Annotated in this window: 11 protein-coding genes; 7 read left to right on the plus strand and 4 right to left on the minus strand. The window is 63.6% G+C overall.

What is annotated here, in order from left to right; genetic code table 11:
* The first annotated feature begins 168 nt into the window (after positions 1–168).
* From VGN46_RS06465 to VGN46_RS06480, 4 genes are all read left to right on the plus strand, one after another.
* Positions 169–834, plus strand: a complete 666-nt coding sequence (locus VGN46_RS06465) for a carbonic anhydrase (protein WP_331641881.1) — start codon at positions 169–171, stop codon at positions 832–834.
* On the plus strand, positions 831–1,709 hold the full coding sequence (locus tag VGN46_RS06470; protein WP_331641883.1) for a bestrophin family protein: 879 nt from the start codon (positions 831–833) through the stop codon (positions 1,707–1,709). The genes VGN46_RS06465 and VGN46_RS06470 overlap by 4 nt, the downstream gene beginning before the upstream one ends.
* Positions 1,710–1,885: 176 nt before the next feature.
* Entirely contained in the window at positions 1,886–4,288 is a 2,403-nt protein-coding gene (locus VGN46_RS06475; protein ID WP_331641886.1) for a GH92 family glycosyl hydrolase, read from the plus strand.
* Between the two features lie 187 nt (positions 4,289–4,475).
* On the plus strand, positions 4,476–4,994 hold the full coding sequence (locus VGN46_RS06480; protein ID WP_331641888.1) for a hypothetical protein: 519 nt from the start codon (positions 4,476–4,478) through the stop codon (positions 4,992–4,994).
* Between the two features lie 58 nt (positions 4,995–5,052).
* On the opposite strand, the gene VGN46_RS06485 is transcribed toward VGN46_RS06480, so the two are convergent.
* Both VGN46_RS06485 and VGN46_RS06490 read right to left on the minus strand, forming a co-directional pair.
* Complete coding sequence (locus VGN46_RS06485; RefSeq protein WP_331641890.1) at positions 5,053–7,266, minus strand: copper-translocating P-type ATPase; 2,214 nt, start codon at positions 7,264–7,266, stop codon at positions 5,053–5,055.
* Positions 7,263–7,679 carry a heavy metal-responsive transcriptional regulator gene (locus VGN46_RS06490; protein WP_331641892.1) on the minus strand — a complete coding sequence of 139 codons (417 nt, stop codon included), beginning with the start codon at positions 7,677–7,679 and terminating at the stop codon, positions 7,263–7,265. The genes VGN46_RS06485 and VGN46_RS06490 overlap by 4 nt, the downstream gene beginning before the upstream one ends.
* A gap of 713 nt (positions 7,680–8,392) precedes the next feature.
* Here VGN46_RS06490 and VGN46_RS06495 point away from each other — a divergent pair.
* The 3 genes from VGN46_RS06495 (at position 8,393) to VGN46_RS06505 (ending at position 15,991) form a co-directional block, all read left to right on the plus strand.
* Complete coding sequence (locus tag VGN46_RS06495) at positions 8,393–11,587, plus strand: TonB-dependent receptor (protein WP_331641894.1); 3,195 nt, start codon at positions 8,393–8,395, stop codon at positions 11,585–11,587.
* 81 nt (positions 11,588–11,668) lie between these two features.
* Positions 11,669–14,038, plus strand: a complete 2,370-nt coding sequence (locus tag VGN46_RS06500; protein WP_331641896.1) for a GH92 family glycosyl hydrolase — start codon at positions 11,669–11,671, stop codon at positions 14,036–14,038.
* Between the two features lie 84 nt (positions 14,039–14,122).
* Positions 14,123–15,991 (plus strand): glycoside hydrolase family 2 protein, encoded by a 1,869-nt coding sequence (locus VGN46_RS06505; protein WP_331641899.1) that lies wholly within the window; start codon positions 14,123–14,125, stop codon positions 15,989–15,991.
* A gap of 49 nt (positions 15,992–16,040) precedes the next feature.
* Here VGN46_RS06505 and VGN46_RS06510 read toward each other — a convergent pair whose 3' ends face one another.
* Positions 16,041–16,274 (minus strand): hypothetical protein, encoded by a 234-nt coding sequence (locus tag VGN46_RS06510; RefSeq protein WP_331641902.1) that lies wholly within the window; start codon positions 16,272–16,274, stop codon positions 16,041–16,043.
* Positions 16,275–16,316: 42 nt separating this feature from the next.
* Positions 16,317–17,162 (minus strand): SAM-dependent methyltransferase, encoded by an 846-nt coding sequence (locus tag VGN46_RS06515; protein WP_331641905.1) that lies wholly within the window; start codon positions 17,160–17,162, stop codon positions 16,317–16,319.
* Between the last annotated feature and the right edge of the window lie 36 nt (positions 17,163–17,198).

The raw sequence follows: 17,198 nt of genomic DNA on the forward strand, positions 1-17,198 counted from the left end.
GCCTCAAGCACCCATCGCGCGCAAGCGCGCTCCTACAAGTGGCGGCCAGCCTCTGCAAAGGGGCCCTTTCCATACCGCTGCGCATTCCCATCACCCTGGTTTGGCTTAAACTGCTCCACCTAAGCCCGCCCGGCGCCTCGCCCGGCGGCGTTCCTCCAAGGTGAGCCCATGACCCAGGACATCCCGCGCGACGACAGCCTGCTTGGCCTGCTCAAGGGCGTTGAAGACTTCAGCGCCAACGTCTTCCCCGAGACCCAGCAGTTGTTCAGCGAACTGGCCGAAGGCCAGAGCCCGCATACCCTCTTCATCACCTGCGCGGATTCCCGCGTGGTGCCGGAAATGATCACCCAGACCCAGCCGGGAGACCTGTTCGTCTGCCGCAACATCGGCAACATCGTGCCGGGTTACGGCGAGATGCTCGGCGGCGTATCCGCCGTGGTGGAGTTCGCCGTGGCCGTGTTGCGCGTGCGCCACGTGGTCATCTGCGGCCATAGCGATTGCGGCGCCATGAAGGGCCTGCTCAACCCGGATTCCACGAAAGACCTGCCGACGGTGGATGCATGGCTGCGTAACGCGGCTGCCGCCAAGAGCGCCGTGTTCGCGCGCAAGACCGATGACAAGGACGTGCTGAAGGACGTCACGCAAGAGAATGTGCGCCTGCAGCTCACCCACCTGCGCTCGCATCCTGCCGTCAGCGCCGCGCTGGCCAACCACGCGATCACCTTGCAGGGCTGGGTCTACGATATCGGCGACGGCACCATCGCGGTGCTGGACAAGGCCTCGGATACCTTCATCCCGCTGGCCGAAGCGATCAAGAAAGAACACAACGCATGATCCTGCCGGGGCGCGCGCACCTCGGCCACATCCTGCGCTATGTCGGCAGGCCGCTCGTGCTGCTGTTCGCATGGGATGTGGCGGTCACCGCATTCTGGTACTTCGCCCACCCGCGCTGGACCGCCGAATTCCCCGCCCTGCCGATCACCCTGCTCGGCTCGGCCGTCGCCGTGTACCTGAGCTTCCGTAACACCACCGCCTATGCGCGGTGGTGGGAAGCGCGGACGTTATGGGGCGCGATGGTCAACGCCTCGCGCACGTTGGCACGCGAGGCATTGAGCTTGATGCCTTCGCGTGGCACCGCGGTCACCGTGGCGCATCGCCAGATCGCTTACGTACAGGCCCTGCGCCTGCATCTGCGTCGCCAGTCCCCGTGGGAAGAACTCGCCCCCCGCCTGCCCGCCGGCGACATAGAGCGGCTGCAGCAAGTGGCCAACGTGCCGAACGCTATCCTCAGCGGCACAGCCGAGTTGATGGCTAGCGCGAAGCCCGAACCGATCCTGTGGGCCGCCCTCACCCGCACGCTTTCGGACATCAGCAATGCCCAGGGTGGCATGGAGCGGATCAAGAACACGCCGCTGCCGCAGCAGTACGCGACCTACCCCGCCATCTTCACCCACGGCTTCTGCCTGTTGCTACCGCTTAGCCTGGTCGAAAGCCTGGGCATATGGACCCCGCTGGGCTCGACCGTGGCCGGCTTCCTGTTCCTTGCCCTGCTGCAGATCGGCAACGACATGCAGAACCCGTTCGAGAACCTCGACGACGACGTGCCGATGAGCACACTCACCCGCGCCATCGAGATCGATCTCCGCGACATGCTCGGCGAGTCCCACGGCCTGACGCCCCTCCAGCCCCAAGACGGCATCCTCCTCTAACAGGCCCTGTAGGAGCGCGCTTGCGCGCGATGCTTTCGGTCCGGGCGTCCCGACACCCCCGGTCGCGCGCAAGCGCGCTCCTACAATGCTGCGGTGCAGTCGTGACCGGTGGCACACGACATTGCGGCTTATAGGCATTTCAATCGATATAAATTGCCCATCGTGGAGGTTACCTCTTGCGCGCTCTTCAGCCGATCATCCTTGCCACCGCCTTGCTCCCCGCCATGGCCGGCGCCGCTACCGCGCCCGCGGAACTCGTCAACCCGCTGATCGGCACCACCAACGGGGGCAATGTGTTCCCCGGCGCCGTGGTGCCATTCGGCATGTTCCAGTTCACGCCGGAGGCCTCGCCGCTACCGGGCAAGAAATCGCCGATCGCCGCGCCGGGCGGTTACGAGTACCGCGCGGATGCGATCCGTGGCTTCGCCCTCACCAATGTCGAGGGCTGGGGTTGTGGTGGCGGTTCGGGGGATGTCCCGATCATGCCGATCACGGACGAGGTCACCACCTCGCCGAGCTCGGACTTCCGCCACGCCTACGCATCGAAGTTCAGTCACGACAACGAGAAGGCGAAAGCCGGCCACTACCAGGTCAAGCTCGAGAACGGCGTCACCGCCGACCTCACCGCCGCGCTGCACAGTGGAGCCGGGCATTTCGTCTTCCCCGCCGGCAAGCCGGTGAATATCCTCGTGCGTGCCTCGGATTCTGAAGTTGGCTCCGAGAACGCCACGGCCAGCATCGACAAGGCCAACCACCGCATCAGTGGCTCGGTCACCAGCGGCAACTTCTGCGGCTACATCGACAAGGCCGACCGGCACAGCTACTACACCGTGCACTACGTGATCGAGTTCGACCAGCCGTTCGCCAGCACCGGCACCTGGAAGAACACCACGGTCACCAAGGGCGGCACGAAGAGCGAGGGCGGCTCCGGCTACGGCGACAAGGGCTGGCCGAAGGAAGGCAATGGCTCCGGTGCGTGGGTCGGATTCAAGCCGGGCACGAAGGACGTCAACGTCCGCGTCGGCATTTCGTACACCAGCGCGGCCAACGCGCAGGCTAACTTAGATGCCGAAGTGCCGAAGGGAACCCCCTTCGAGAAAGTCCGCAACGATGCGGTGAGCGCCTGGAACAAGCAGCTTTCACGCATCGATATCGAAGGCGGCACGCCTGACCAGCGCACGGTGTTCTACACCGCGCTGTACCACGCCTCCATGACCCCGAACGTCTTCAGCGACGTCAACGGTGAGTACATGGGCTTCGACCAGAAGGTCCATAAGGTCGCCGGCACGCAGCAGGCGCAGTACGCGAATTTCTCCGGTTGGGACGTTTACCGTTCGCAGTTGCCGATGGTCGCGTGGCTCACGCCCAAGATCGCCAGCGACATCGCCCAGAGCCTCTACAACCAGGCGCAGCAGAACCATGGAGTGTGGGATCGCTGGACGCACAACAACGGCGCCACGCACGTCATGAACGGTGATCCGGCGGCACCGTCGATCGCTGGCATTTACGCGTTCGGCGCTCGCGATTTCGATGCGAAGGGCGCCCTCGCCTCGCTGATCCACGCAGCGGATAACCCGACGGCGCTGGACACCTCGATGGACGGCTGCCCGGTCGAATGCGTCGGCCAGCGCCCCGGCCTCGACCAGTGGCTGAAGCTGCACTACATCCCCGTGGGCGCCCCGTCGTGGGGTCCGGCCGCCGATACGCTTGAACTCGTCGCCGCGGAATTCGCATTGAGCGCCATGTCGGAGCGCATGGGCGACAAGGCCAACGCAGAGCGCTTCCTCGGCCGCGCGCAGTACTGGCGCAACCTGTTCGACCCGAAGGCTGCGCCGGAGGGCGGCTACATCCGTAACCGCAATGCGGATGGCACCTGGGCGAAGGTGAAGGACGACGACGACAAGGAAGCCCACGATTTCGTCCCGTCGACCGGTGACGGCTTCGTCGAAGGCAGCGCTGCCCAGTACGTGTGGATGATCCCGTTCAACGTGCATGGCCTGTTTGAAGCCATGGGCGGCATGGACAAGGCCACGAAGCGCCTGGACAACTACTTCTACCAGCCGGACGGCACCTTCGCGGTCACCAAGTCGGGCCCGCTGCACGCCGAGCTGGATAACGAGCCCTCGATCGGCGGCCCGTGGCTCTACAACTACGCCGGCCAGCCGTGGAAGACGCAGGAACTCGTGCGTCGCGTACTGGACACGATCTGGGTGAATGCGCCGAACGGCATCCCAGGCAACGATGATCTTGGCGAGATGTCGTCGTGGTACGTGTTCGCCGCGCTGGGCGTTTACCCGAACATCCCGGGCCGCGCCGAGTTCATCGTCGGCAGCCCCCTGTTCACCAAGGCCGTCATTCACCGCGAAGGCGGCGACGTGACGATCCTTGCGCCGAATGCCGGCATGGGCAAGCCGTACGTCAACGCGCTCAAGGTCGACGGCAAGGCGGTCGACCAATCGTGGCTGCCGGAGAGCTTCGCCCTGAGGGGCGGCACGCTCGAGTTCGACCTGAAGGACACCCCGAACAAGGCGTGGGCCGCGACGGCGAAAGATGCCCCGCCGTCGTTTGACTCAAAATAGCCTGTAGGACCGCGCCTGTGCGCGATTGAGCATCCTTGGATCCCCAATCGCGCTCGACTTACGCCTTAAAGATCACAGTATTGACGCTATCGTGCCGAAAAACCCGCGTGCTCCCCTACAACGCAAGTTGCATTGCGCTCGGCTGCGCGTCGGATTGAACTATCGGCTCCCATAGGAGTAGCACATCATGACGATGCAAAAGCACGACGCCTCGCGCGACGATCTGGTTAAGGAAGGTCTGGCACACCTCAACGAGTTTCGGAAGGTGCACAAAGCTCGCGCGACGAAGCCGCGCGCGACGTTCCACGAAGACTTCTCGAGCGCGCAACAGGTCGAGCCCAGTATGATCGAGACAGACCTGGCTGATTATTATCTGGCATCGGCGGGATCACTAAAGCTCGAAAAGCACGAGGGAAAGCAATCCATCCGCATGGATCATGAAGGTGGCAGAGGGTTAATCCTACTTGTTCGGTTCCGTCGCGATTTTTCACACGCCAGAGGACTAATCAAACTCGATGCATTCTTCTGTGAGCTAAGTTTCCGAAAGGGGATATCTCACATCATTGGTGATCGTCAGTACCTTGGCTCTCCCGAACCGCAGACCTTCGACGGCCCAGTGAATGCAAAGGGCGAGGTCTTCGATATGCTCGACTTCTACCTGACCGAAACCAGTGGCAACCTCCTGTCACTAAGCGTGACGGAATAATCTTATGCGCGCGATGGGAGCTACCAAAGTCCCATCGCGCGCAAGCGCGCTCCCACGGTCAGATCGACGCTTTGCGCAGACGCAAAGCGTTGCCCACCACCGACACCGAGCTCAGGCTCATCGCCAGTGCGGCGATCATCGGCGAGAGGGTGATGCCGAACAGCGGATAGAGCACGCCGGCCGCGAGCGGTACGCCGGCAGCGTTGTAGATGAAGGCGAAAAGCAGGTTCTGGCGTATATTCTTCACCGTCGCTTCGGACAGTGCCCGCGCCCGTGCGATGCCGGCGAGGTCGCCTTTCAGCAGCGTCACCGAGGCGCTTTCGATCGCGATATCGCTGCCATTGCCCATGCCGATGCCTATATCCGCCTTCGCCAGCGCAGGCGCGTCGTTCACGCCATCGCCGGCCATGGCCACCTTGCGTCCCTCGGCTTTCAACCTCTCTACGTAGTTCGCCTTGTCTTCCGGCGAGGCGCCTGCATGCATCTCGTCGATCGGCAGCGCGGAGGCTACCGCCTTCGCGGTCGCCGCGTTGTCGCCGGTCAGCATCACCAGGCGGACGCCCGCCTCATGCAACGCATCCAACGCTGGTTTCGTCGACGCCTTCACCGGGTCTGCGAGTGACAGCACCGCGGCCAGCCGGCCATCGATCGCCACGTACATCGCGGTCGCACCCTTAGCACGCCATTTTTCGGCCACGTCACGACCCGCCGCGGCTTCAACCCGTTGGTCTTCCATGTGGCGGCCGTTGCCCACGGCGACATCATGCCCATCCACCCGACCCGCGACGCCACGGCCCACAACGACCTGGAAGCCGGAGACCGCCAGGACCGCAGCGCCCTCGCCTTCCGCCGCAGCCACGATGGCGGCGGCGAGTGGATGCTCGCTGGGCCGTTCCACCGCAGCGGCGAGCGCGAGCACCTCGCGCCGTTCGCGGCCGAACGTCCGTACGTCCACCAGCGCGGGCTTACCTTCGGTCAGGGTGCCGGTCTTGTCGAACACAAGGGTGTCGATATCGCGCAGCGACTCGATCGCCGCCGCATCCCGGAACAGCACGCCGGCCTGCGCGCCACGGCCGCTGGCCACCATGATCGACATCGGCGTCGCCAGGCCGAGCGCGCAGGGGCACGCGATGATCAGCACCGACACCGCCGCGACCAGCGCATGCGCGAAGACGGGCTGCGGGCCGAACATCCACCATGCGGCGAAGGCCAGCAGCGCAACGACTACCACGCCCGGAACGAACCAGGCGGCGACCTTGTCGGCGATACGCTGCGAGGGCGCGCGCGACCGCTGCGCTTCCGCGACCATCATGACGATGCGGGAAAGCACGGTGTCCGCGCCGACATGGTCCACGCGCATGGTGAGCGCGCCGTGCTGGTTCTGCGTACCGCCGGTCAGCTTGTCGTGCACGCGCTTCGCCACCGGATTCGCTTCGCCGGTCAGCATCGCTTCGTCCACATGGCTTTCGCCATCGATCACGGTGCCGTCGGCGGGCACTTTCTCGCCGGGGCGTACGCGAAGGTGGTCGCCCCTGTGCAGATGATCGAGCGCTACGTCTTCTTCGCTACCATCGGCACCGATCCGCCGGGCCGTCTTCGGCACCAGGCCAAGCAGGCCGCGCAATGCGGCACCGGTGCGGCGGCGCGCACGCAGCTCAAGGAAATCGCCCAGCGTCACCAGGGTGACGATGACCGCCGCCGATTCGAAGTACACAGCGACATGGCCGTGCATGTCGCGCATGGATGCCGGGAAGACGCCCGGCAGCAACAACGCAACCACGCTATATAGCCAAGCCACGCCCGTACCGAGTGCGATCAACGTGTACATGTTCGGCGACCACGGCTTGAGCGAGCCCCAGCCGCGGGCGAAGAACGGGGCGCCACCCCACAGGACGACGAGGGTGGCGAGGAGCGCTTCGCCCCAACGCGCGATCGCATCCCAGGGTGATGGCCACATCCAGCCAAACAGATGCGGCCCCATGGCGACGATGAAAACCGGCAACGTCAGTGCGAGGAGGACGCCGAAGCGGCGCGCCATCGACTGGACTTCGCCATCGTCATCGTCGAGTGATGGCATGGCCGGCTCCAGTGCCATGCCGCACTTCGGGCAGGAACCGGGGCCATCCTGGCGGATTTCGGGGTGCATGGGGCAGGTGTAGAGGGTGCCGGGGGGTAACGCGGCCTTGTGCGGTGGGGCGGAGCTATCGCGCGCAAGCGCGCTCCTACCGGGCTGCGGATCGCTGGCGGGGGTTGAGCAGCAGCTATGGGTCATGCGCCGGGCTCCGCGAGTGCCTTGAGGATCGGGCAATCGTCGGGCGAGCCGTGGCCGGGGCAGGCTTCGACCAGCTCGGCAAGGCCGTTGCGGACGCGCTGCAGTTCGGTGATGCGGTCGTCGATCGCTTGCAATCGCGCGGTAGCTCGCTCGCGTACGCCTTCTACCCCGCCATGGCGATCTGCCGACAAGGCGAGCAGTTCACGGATCTCATCCAGGGTAAATCCCAGGTCTTTCGCGCGGCGAATGAAGCGCAACCGGGAAACCGCCGAGGCGTCGTACTCGCGATAACCCGAGGGCCGACGTCGCGGTTCGGGTAGCAATCCTTCGCGCTCGTAAAACCGGATCGTGTCGATCGCCACACCCGCGCTTTGCGCGACGCGGCCGATCGTGAGGGAGGTTTGAGTCGTCATGACATAAGTCTAGAGCCTTGAGCTAACTCCAGAGTCAAGACCTACTTTTCTCTTACATTTTGCCGAATTTACATAGTTTCGGACGAACTCACGTAACTGCGGCGCAACAACTCCGCACTGAACGCTGGCCATCTGGCTCAGTCAGGCCACGCTATGGCGCCGTTTTCTTAAGATTTTTCGTAGATCTCTTACGTTTTTGCGACGCAGCGTGACACCCCCTGCCCTAAGCGATTTAAATCTGCGTCGGGGAATTAGATCGATCCAACCCACGAAAGATTCCTATTGCGAATCGGGACTGGGTTGGTGCGCGGTGGGGTGGGGGCTGAGGGGATGTGCGCATCAAGCGCTGCCCTGGATAGGGCCGCTTCCCGCCGTCCTGTTTTGAGGGAATGGGGAGTCAACACGTGAAAGCAGCATCTGCGCGAAATCCCTTATCCGATGGCCCACGCCCGCAGCGTGCGCTTCGTCGTGCCGTGTCGGCGGGCCAGCAACAGCGCCCTGCCATGGCGCATCCAGAACACTGACTTATCCAGCGCTGACGTGCCGGCGCACGTCAGGTCGTCGAAATTTTGGATCGATCCAATCAATCGATCCAATCTAAAGGGTAGAGGAGGACGTGTGCAGCACTTATTCGCGCATCTGCACGGGTGATCAACCGGGGGATCACCGCGCTTGGCCCGCAAGGGCTCATTTTCATTGAGGGATGAAAAAAAATGTCTTACATGCCGCAACTCTTCAAGCGTAAACCGCTGTGTGCCGCACTGGCCGCAGCCACGTTCTCACTTGCCATGACCATGCCAGCCGCCGCGTTCGCGCAGACGGCCGCGCCCGCGACAACGCCGGCCCAGACCGACGCCACGCAGCAGCAGACCGACGCCGCCAAGGCCAAGAAGGACGGCAAACAGACGCGTGCGAACGAAGGCCAGAGCCCGACCAACCTGGATACGGTGGTCGTGACCAGCTACGCCCAGTCGATCGAGCAGAACGTGATCGACAAGCGCGAGGCCAACTCGATCGTTGAAGTGATCAACGCGCAAAATATTGCGCAGTTCCCGGCCAAGAATATCGCCGACGCGCTGGCGCACGTACCGGGCGTGGTGATCAGCCGTGAATCGGGCGAAGGCAAGACCGTCAGCATCCGCGGCCTCGCCCCCGAACTGACCTACACCCAGTTGAACGGCAACTACGTCGCGTCTGCCGATACCTCGGCCGGCCTGACCCGTTCGTTCAACTACACCCTGTTCCCGGCGAACATGTTCTCGGACATCAAGCTCTACAAGAGCCTCGAGGCGCGCCTGGATGAAGGCGGCATCGGCGGCAACGTCGACCTGCGCACCCGTCGTCCGCTCGAGATGGCGGCCAACGAAGGTTTCGTGACCGGTACCGGCGCCATGTCCGATACCAGCAGCAAGACCGAACCGCAGGGTTCTGCGCTGTATTCGTGGAAGAACAAGGACGAGACATTCGGCTTCCTCGTCGCCGGTTCGTACCAGAAGCGCCAGGCAACCACCTACGAGGCCGATGCCACGAGCTGGCACTGGTGGTCGGATAACTGCCGCGATCATGAAACCTGCACCCAGGCACCGGTGGATATCCACGGCAACCCGTATGACTCCGCGGTCAACAACAATATTGACCTGTGGGGCAATGGTGTCGTCGATCAGGCAGGCAACAAATCGAATGGCTTCTGGATGCCGCAGCAGTTCGCGACCAGCCGCAACGACCTGAGCCTGAAGACCAAGGGCGCGCAGGCAACGATGCAGTTCAAGCCGAGCGACCACCTGCTGCTGACGGGTAACTACTTCCGCTTCGAGCGCCAGCAGACCCAGATCACCAACACGCTCGAGATCCCCGAGTGGGGCCTGCCGAACAACAGCAATTACGCCGACCAGAACGGCCGCCTGCTTGCACCGAACGGCCTGACGTTTGATCCGTCGCACACCATCGTGACCGGTGCCAACTACAAGCTGCCCGCCGCGGGCGTCGGTTGTAATTCCGCGACCAACCCCGTCACCGGTGCCGCCCGCCAGGCAGTGGATGTCTGCAACACGGAAATCCCCTGGCTCAACGGTAACTACTCCGTCGAGAAGGCCACCTCGCAGACCCTCAACCTCGAAGGCGAATGGGACAACGGCGGCGACCTGAGCGGCTCGTTCAACTTCGGCCGCACGTGGGCCAAGGGCGGTCCCTCGGTCGAGCTGGGCATGGCCGCCAAGCCGCGTAACTTCGTGGACGGCCAGTGGGTGAACGGCAGCACCGGTGCCTCGTGGACCACGTCCGGCAGGGACCTCAGCGGCAAGCCGGGCATCAGTGCCGACCAGGACGTGCTGAACAACATGATCAACGGTGCAGGCCAGGTCGATCTGGGCTCCACGGGTTCGAACATGGTCAACACCAGCAACTCGCAGAACTTCGCACAAGCGGACTTCACCTGGTCGCTTGATTCGAGCTGGCTGCAGTCGATCCAGTTTGGTGGCAAGTACAGTGACGCGAACGCCGAACAGCAGGGCAACGAAGTGCGCTGGTACTGCAAGGGCACCCAGTTGCAATTCCAGACCTGCGATCCAAACGCCGGCCAGTTGCCCGCAGGCTTCCTGCAGTCGAGCTACCTCAATGGCGTGAATCACGCCTACGGCGACGATATCTTCCCGGCGATCAACTTCCCGGCGTACTACAACTACCTGAACCAGACCTACGACCGGACGCTTTACAACAAACCGCAGAACAAGTCGTCCATCGGTGAGAAGGTCGCTGCTGCCTACGTGCAGGCGAACTTCGATACGGGCACTGTGCGCGGTAACGTCGGTGTGCGCTTCGTCACCACGCAGCAGGACCTCACCGTCGCCAACCAGGTCACCACCAACAACGCGGTGTACTACCACGACCCGTCGGGCAACATCCTGATCTGCCCGGCCTCGGGCGTGAACGCAGGCGGCGGTGCGTGCGCCCCGGGTGATTTCCAGTACCTGCCGCGCGAAGTGTCGGTTATCGAGGACTTCACCAACTCGACGACCAAGAAGCGTTACAACAAGTTCCTGCCGAGCTTCAACGTCGCCTGGACGATCGCCGAAGACTTCGTCCTCCGCGCCGCGGGTTCGCAGGCCATGGCCCGCGCCAACTACACCGACCTGGCGCAGCTGGGCCAGCTGACCAACAACACGCAGGAGTACTACAACGACCGTAAGCAGTTCGGTGCGCCGCTGCCGGGCTGGTACGGCTCGGGTGCCAACGCCGACCTGAAGCCGTTCACGGCCACCCAGTTCGACCTGGCCGGTGAGTGGTACTACGCAACCAAGGGCGTCGTCGGCGTCGATTTCTTCCAGAAGAAGGTGAAGAACTTCGTCGTCCCAGTCACCGTCAACAACATCAACGTTGACGTGGGCGGCACCGCGACGAACTTCCTGCAGTACAGCACCAATGCCAACGGCCGCTCCGGTACGTCGAAGGGCGTGGAAATCTACGCGCAGCACAGCTTCGAGTCGGGCTTCGGCGCCATCGTCAACTACACGCTCAACAAGACCAACGAAACCGCAGTCTCGCTGGGTGATACCCAGGTCGGTAAGGCCGAGCTGATCGGTAGCGCGAAGTACGCCGCCAACGTCTCGCTGTTCTATGAAAAGAACGGCCTGCTGCTCCGCGCCAGCGACAACTGGACCGGCCGCACGATGACCGGCCTGGCCTCGGGCCTGCCGGTGTATGCCCAGCCGTACCACCAGATCGATCTGAACGGCGACTACGAGTTCAACAAGCACTTCATGGTCACCGCCTCGGTCATCAACTTCAACAAAGCAACGCCGCACACCTACCTCGGTGGGGACACGCGGGCTCGCCTGGTGCAGCTGCTCTACCCGGGCCGCCAGTACTACGTTGGCGTGACCTACAAGTTCGGTGGTGAAAGCAACAAGTAAAAAATCGGACGGGGCCGGGCACATCGCCCGGCCCCGTCTTCGTTTCAACGGATGAATCCCCGCTCCGTGAAGGAAAACCCTATGAATATGCTCCTGGCACGCGCACCCCGCCGTGCCCTCGTCCTGGCGCTATCGATCTTCGCGCTGGGCTCCGCTGTCGCGGCACAAACGAAGCCGGCGAAGCCCACCCCCTCCACGGGCGCGCCTGTCGACATCGCAAGCCCCCTGGTCGGAACCGCCCCGCTCGATGACCAGAAGCTCCTCGGCAACGCGCCTCCGCCCGGCGAGCCCACCTACACCGGCATGACCACGCCTGGCGCCAGCCTGCCGCAGAGCGCGACGGAAGCCGCGCCGGTCAACATCAATGCCGATCTCGGCTTTGCCACCGGCGTGCCCGTGGCCTATGACTACAACCGCCCGACCATGATCGGTTTCACCGGCGGCGGCTCCACGTACGGTGCGCGCGGCGCGCCGATGGTGATGCCGGTGGTCGGCGACTGGACCGTGCCGCCCGATTACATGACGTCGTACTACGACAAGGCCACCGAAAAGGCCTCGCCGGGCTACTACGCCGTGGACCTCGCCACGTTCAAGACGAAGGTGGAGCTCACTGCGACGCAGTGGACGAGCCTCATGCGCTTCACCTTCCCCGAAAGCCACCGTTCGAACGTGGTGCTCAACCTCCGCCGCAATGGCGGCGAGGTCGAAGTCGTCGATGACCACACCGTGCGGGGCGTCGCCACGACGGGCCGTCGCGACCGTGACGCGGACGGCCCCTACTTTGTCGCGGAGTTCTCGCGGCCGTTTGCGAGCTATGGCACCTTCCACGCCGAGATGACCGACAAGGGCGAAGGCCTGGGTCGTGAAGACATCCAGGCCGGCCGCCGCAAGATCTCGGGCGATTACGCCGGCGCGTACCTGCATTTCGACACAAAGGCCGGCGACCAGGTCGTCGTGCGCATCGCCCATGGCCATAGCGCCGAAGAGGCGGACCAGCGCCTGAAGGCCCAGGATAGCGACGCGGATTTCGACCGCGTGCATGCGAAGGCCCGCGCCAAGTGGGCCGATCTGTTCGATCGCGTCCAGGTGACTGGCGGCACGCCGAAGCAGCGCATGCTGTTCTACTCGACGCTTTATCACTCGTTTGCCAGCCCACGCATGATCGCCCGCAAGGGTGAGCACTACACCGACTCGAAGGGTAATGACCAGGTCGCGGACTATGACCATTACGGCCCGGTGCCGTTCTGGGATACCGGCCGCAACCAGATCGCCCTGCTCATGCTGATGCAGCCGACCGTCGTGCAGGACATCATGCGTTCGGAACTCGACCGTGCGCGCGAACGCGGTTACATGAACACCTCGTTCCACGGCGACCATGCCGTGTTCCTGTACGACGGCGCATGGCAGCGCGGCATCGATTTCGACTACAACGCCGCGTACGAATACCTGCGCAAGAACGCCACCGATCCGAAGGGCCCGCGTGGCTACCTTGCCGAGTACGACAAGCAGGGCTGGATCTCCGACATCATTCCGGACGGCGATCCGAGCCCGCCGTACGCAGGTGGCAAGGCCGGCGTCGCGACCACGCTCGAATACGCGTGGGATGACCATGCCCTCGCCGACTTCGCGCGCCGCCTCGGCAAGAAGGATGATGCGGACATGTTCGAACGCCGCGCGGCGAATTACCGCAACGTGTTCGATCCCTCGGTCGGTTTCTTCCGCGGGCGTACCGCGGATGGCAAATGGATTTCCCCGTTCGATCCGGGCGAGCCGTACTACAACTTCATGATGAAGGAAGGTTCGGGCTGGTCCACGCTGTGGCTGGTACCGCATGACGTCCAGGGCCTGATGAACCTGCTGGGTGGCCGCGAGGCGTTCAACGCCAAGCTCGATGCGTTCTTCTCCACGCCATACACGGCCAAGGGCGTCTGCCGCGACTGCACGGGCCTGATCGGCCAGTACGTGCAGGGCAACCAGCCGGATCAGCAGGCCGCGTATCTCTATGCGTGGAGTGGCCAGCCGTGGAAGACCCAGGCACTGACCCGCCAGATCCTCGCTGAGATGTATGGCAGCGATGCCACCGGCTACGGCTTTCCCGGCATGGATGACCAGGGCTCGACCTCGTCCTGGTACGTGCTGAGCGCGATGGGCTTCTACCCGGTCGATCCGTCCACGCCGGATTACATCATCGGCAGCCCGATCTTCGACCACGTCCGCCTGCGCCTCGGCAACGGCAAGCTATTCGAGATCGTCGCGAAGAACACGTCCGAAAAGAACAAGTACATCCAGTCCGCCACGCTCAACGGCAAGCCATGGACCAAGCCCTGGTTCAGCCATGGCGATATCGTGAACGGCGCCACGCTGGTGCTGACCATGGGCCCTGAGCCGAGCAAGACCTGGGGTACAGCCCCCGAAGACGCCCCACCCTCCATGACCCGCACCACCCGGTAGTCGCCTGATCGCGCGCATCGCGCCGCTCCCTGCAGGAGCGCGCTTGCGCGCGATCACCCCGCGACACCGCAAAAAGGACTGTCAATGAAGTTCCCCCCAAAGCCCCACCGCTCCCCCACCTGTCTCGCGATCGCCCTGGCCCTCGCACTGACCGCTCCCGCCTTCGCTGCCAACACGGCAGACGGCGTATGGAACGGCAAGACCGCCGCACTGCCGACCCCGTGGACCGCCGAGGTCTCCCCGACCCACGCCCTGCCCGAGTACCCTCGCCCGCAGCTTGCCCGCCCCTCGCTTGAGAAGCCGACATGGCTGAGCCTCAACGGGTTGTGGGAATACGCTGCCGCGGACACGCAGGCAGCGCCGCATTTCGGCCAGGCCCTGCAGGACAAGATCCTCGTGCCCTACCCGGCCGAATCGGTCCTTTCGGGCGTGCAGAAGCACTCGGATAACATGCTCTACCGCCGCATGGTCGACGTTCCGAAGGACTTCACCGCGAACGGCCAGCATGTACGGCTGAACTTCGGCGCGGTGGCCCAGGACGCGACGGTCTACGTCAACGGCAAGCAGGTGGCGAAGCACGCGGGTGGCTATACCTCCTTCAGTGCGGACATCACCCAGGCGCTCAAGCCACAAGGCCAGCAGGAAATCATCGTCGCCGTGCATGCACCGGTGGATGGTGAAAACGTCATGGTCGGCAAGCAGCGACTGAAGCCCGAAGGCATTTTCTACACCGCCGCATCAGGCATCTGGCAATCGGTGTGGCTGGAGCCGGTGCCGGCGACGAGCGTTGCCCAGCTCGTGTTCACCGCGGACAAGAGCCTGGATGGGTTCACGGTTAACGCGAAAGTCGTTGGCAAGGCGGCCGGCGCGATGCTCCACGTCACCGCCTATGCGAACGACAAGGCCGTGGGTGAGGCCAGCGGCCCCGCCAGCAAGCCGCTGCGTATCGCGATCAAGGACCCGCACCTCTGGAGCCCTAACGATCCCTTCCTGTACACGTTCAAGGCTACCCTGGCCCAGGGTGGCCAGAGCGACGAGGTGACGAGCTACGCGGGCCTGCGCACCATCGGCATCAAGAACGTCGGCGGCAAGAACCGTATCGTGCTCAACGGCAAGCCGACATTCCTGCTGGCGACGCTCGACCAGGGCTACTGGCCGGATGGCATCCACACCGCCCCGACCGATGAGGCGCTCAAGTTCGACATCCAGAAAACCAAGGATTTCGGCTTCAACACCATTCGCAAGCACATCAAGGTCGAGCCCGCCCGCTGGTACTACTGGGCCGACCGCATCGGCTTGATGGTGTGGCAGGACATGCCGGCGCTGCCGAACGGCCACAATGAAAAGCTCACCGATGCCGACAAAGCACGCTTCCGCAAGGACGTCACGGCGATCGTCGAGCAGCTCAAGGGCGAGACCTCGATCATCGGCTGGATCCCGTTCAACGAAGGCTGGGGCCAGTGGAGCATCCCGGCAGCTGGCGAACTGGCCACGCAGATCAAGACGCTTGACCCCTCACGCCTGGTCAACGCGCGCAGCGGTTACAACTGCTGCGACACGAAGGGCGATGTGCACGCGGGCGATATCATCGACGTGCATGACTACCAGGGTCCGGGCCTGCCCGCACCGGATGCGAAGCGCGCTTCCATGGATGGTGAGCATGGCGGCCTTACCCTGGGTGTACCGGGGCACGTGTGGCCGAATACGGCGATCAACCCGTACGGCGACGTGAAGGACAACGCCGCACTGAACGCGGGGTATGTCGCCAATACCGCGGTCCTGCGCGACAAGGGCCCGGCCGTGGGTATGTCGGGCAGTGTGTACACCCAGATCACCGACGTAGAAGGTGAGCACAATGGCCTGTACACCTACGACCGCAAGGTCGAGAAGGTGGACGAAGCCAAAGTGCGGGCGATCAACGAGGCAGTGATTCACGCCTTTGAGCAACCCTGAGCTTACTGATGCCCCCTTGCGACCGGTTGAAGGTCGCAGGGGCATCGAGTTAGTTCAGGAGCGTGTCGTCCTCGTGCGCACCGGTCTGGGTCATGTGCTCACCGAAGCGCTCGACCAGGCCTAACTCCTGTGCGAGGACCGTCGAGTCATGATGCGCGACGAGTACGCGAAGGCCTTCCGAGGCATTGGCATCCTCCAGAGCGCTGGAAAGTACTTCGGGTGAGGCGCGACGCAGGCTGGCATCACGACCAATTTGTTCCAGTAATTCAACGGTGTCACGCATGTGCTTCTCCTGATGCTCTTGCCTGGTTGGTAGGGTGGCCGTTCACGCCGTGATGGAGGGCTCTACGCCTGAGCCATGAATGGCGTCCAGCGCATCGAGTCGAGCCCGCATGACCACGTTTGGCTTCAGCGCCTGTGCTGGCGGGATAACGAGTGTTTCGTGTCCAGTGTACTCAGCGAGCGGAAAATCTCGCAGTGCCACGCGCTGGATGTGGGGCCCTTCGACGGGCAGGGTCGGCGCACGGTAAACGATAACCTCGTGATCGGCGGGGTAATCCTGGAGCAGGCGCTCGGTCAGCAATTCCCTATAGGCGTCCGGCGTGCGGAAGCGGCCGAGCGAGCGATCGCCAACGACACCCAGCTGCCACAAGATCACGTAGCCCACCGGGTCAAGCTGCCGCTCGAAGAACAAGAGCTGGCTGGCCTCGATGCTCTGGCAGCCCACCCGGCCTGGATCGATGTTCAGGTCGGCATACAGACAGGCTTCGGCGGAAATGCCGGGCTCCATATACGCCTGGTAACCCTCGGCCTGGGCGACCTCGATTACCTTGTGCGGCGACCAGGCGAAGATGCCCGGGTGGCCGTAGAACACGGCGCAGACTTTCTTGCCGGCCCGGACCTCCGCCATCATCACCTCGACCCACTCGCGATAGGTCTTCATGCGCGACTTGCCGGGTTTGTAGTACGGCTGGAGGCTCACGACGTTTGGGTTCAGGCGCTCCAGCCAAAGCTCGACGACATGATCCGACAGCGCGGCGAAGACGATATCCGCCGTCTCGATGCAATTACGCGAGATAGGTGTCAGGTGGGAGCCCAGGGTGATGCCCATGCCCACGCACGCGATGCTGCCTGAAAGGGTCTCGGTCGAAGCGGAAGTAGGTAGGTTCATAGGTCTCAGTAGGCAAGATAATTGTGACGACCATGG

The sequence above is a fragment of the Luteibacter sp. genome, assembly GCF_036500425.1.
Taxonomy (GTDB): domain Bacteria; phylum Pseudomonadota; class Gammaproteobacteria; order Xanthomonadales; family Rhodanobacteraceae; genus Luteibacter.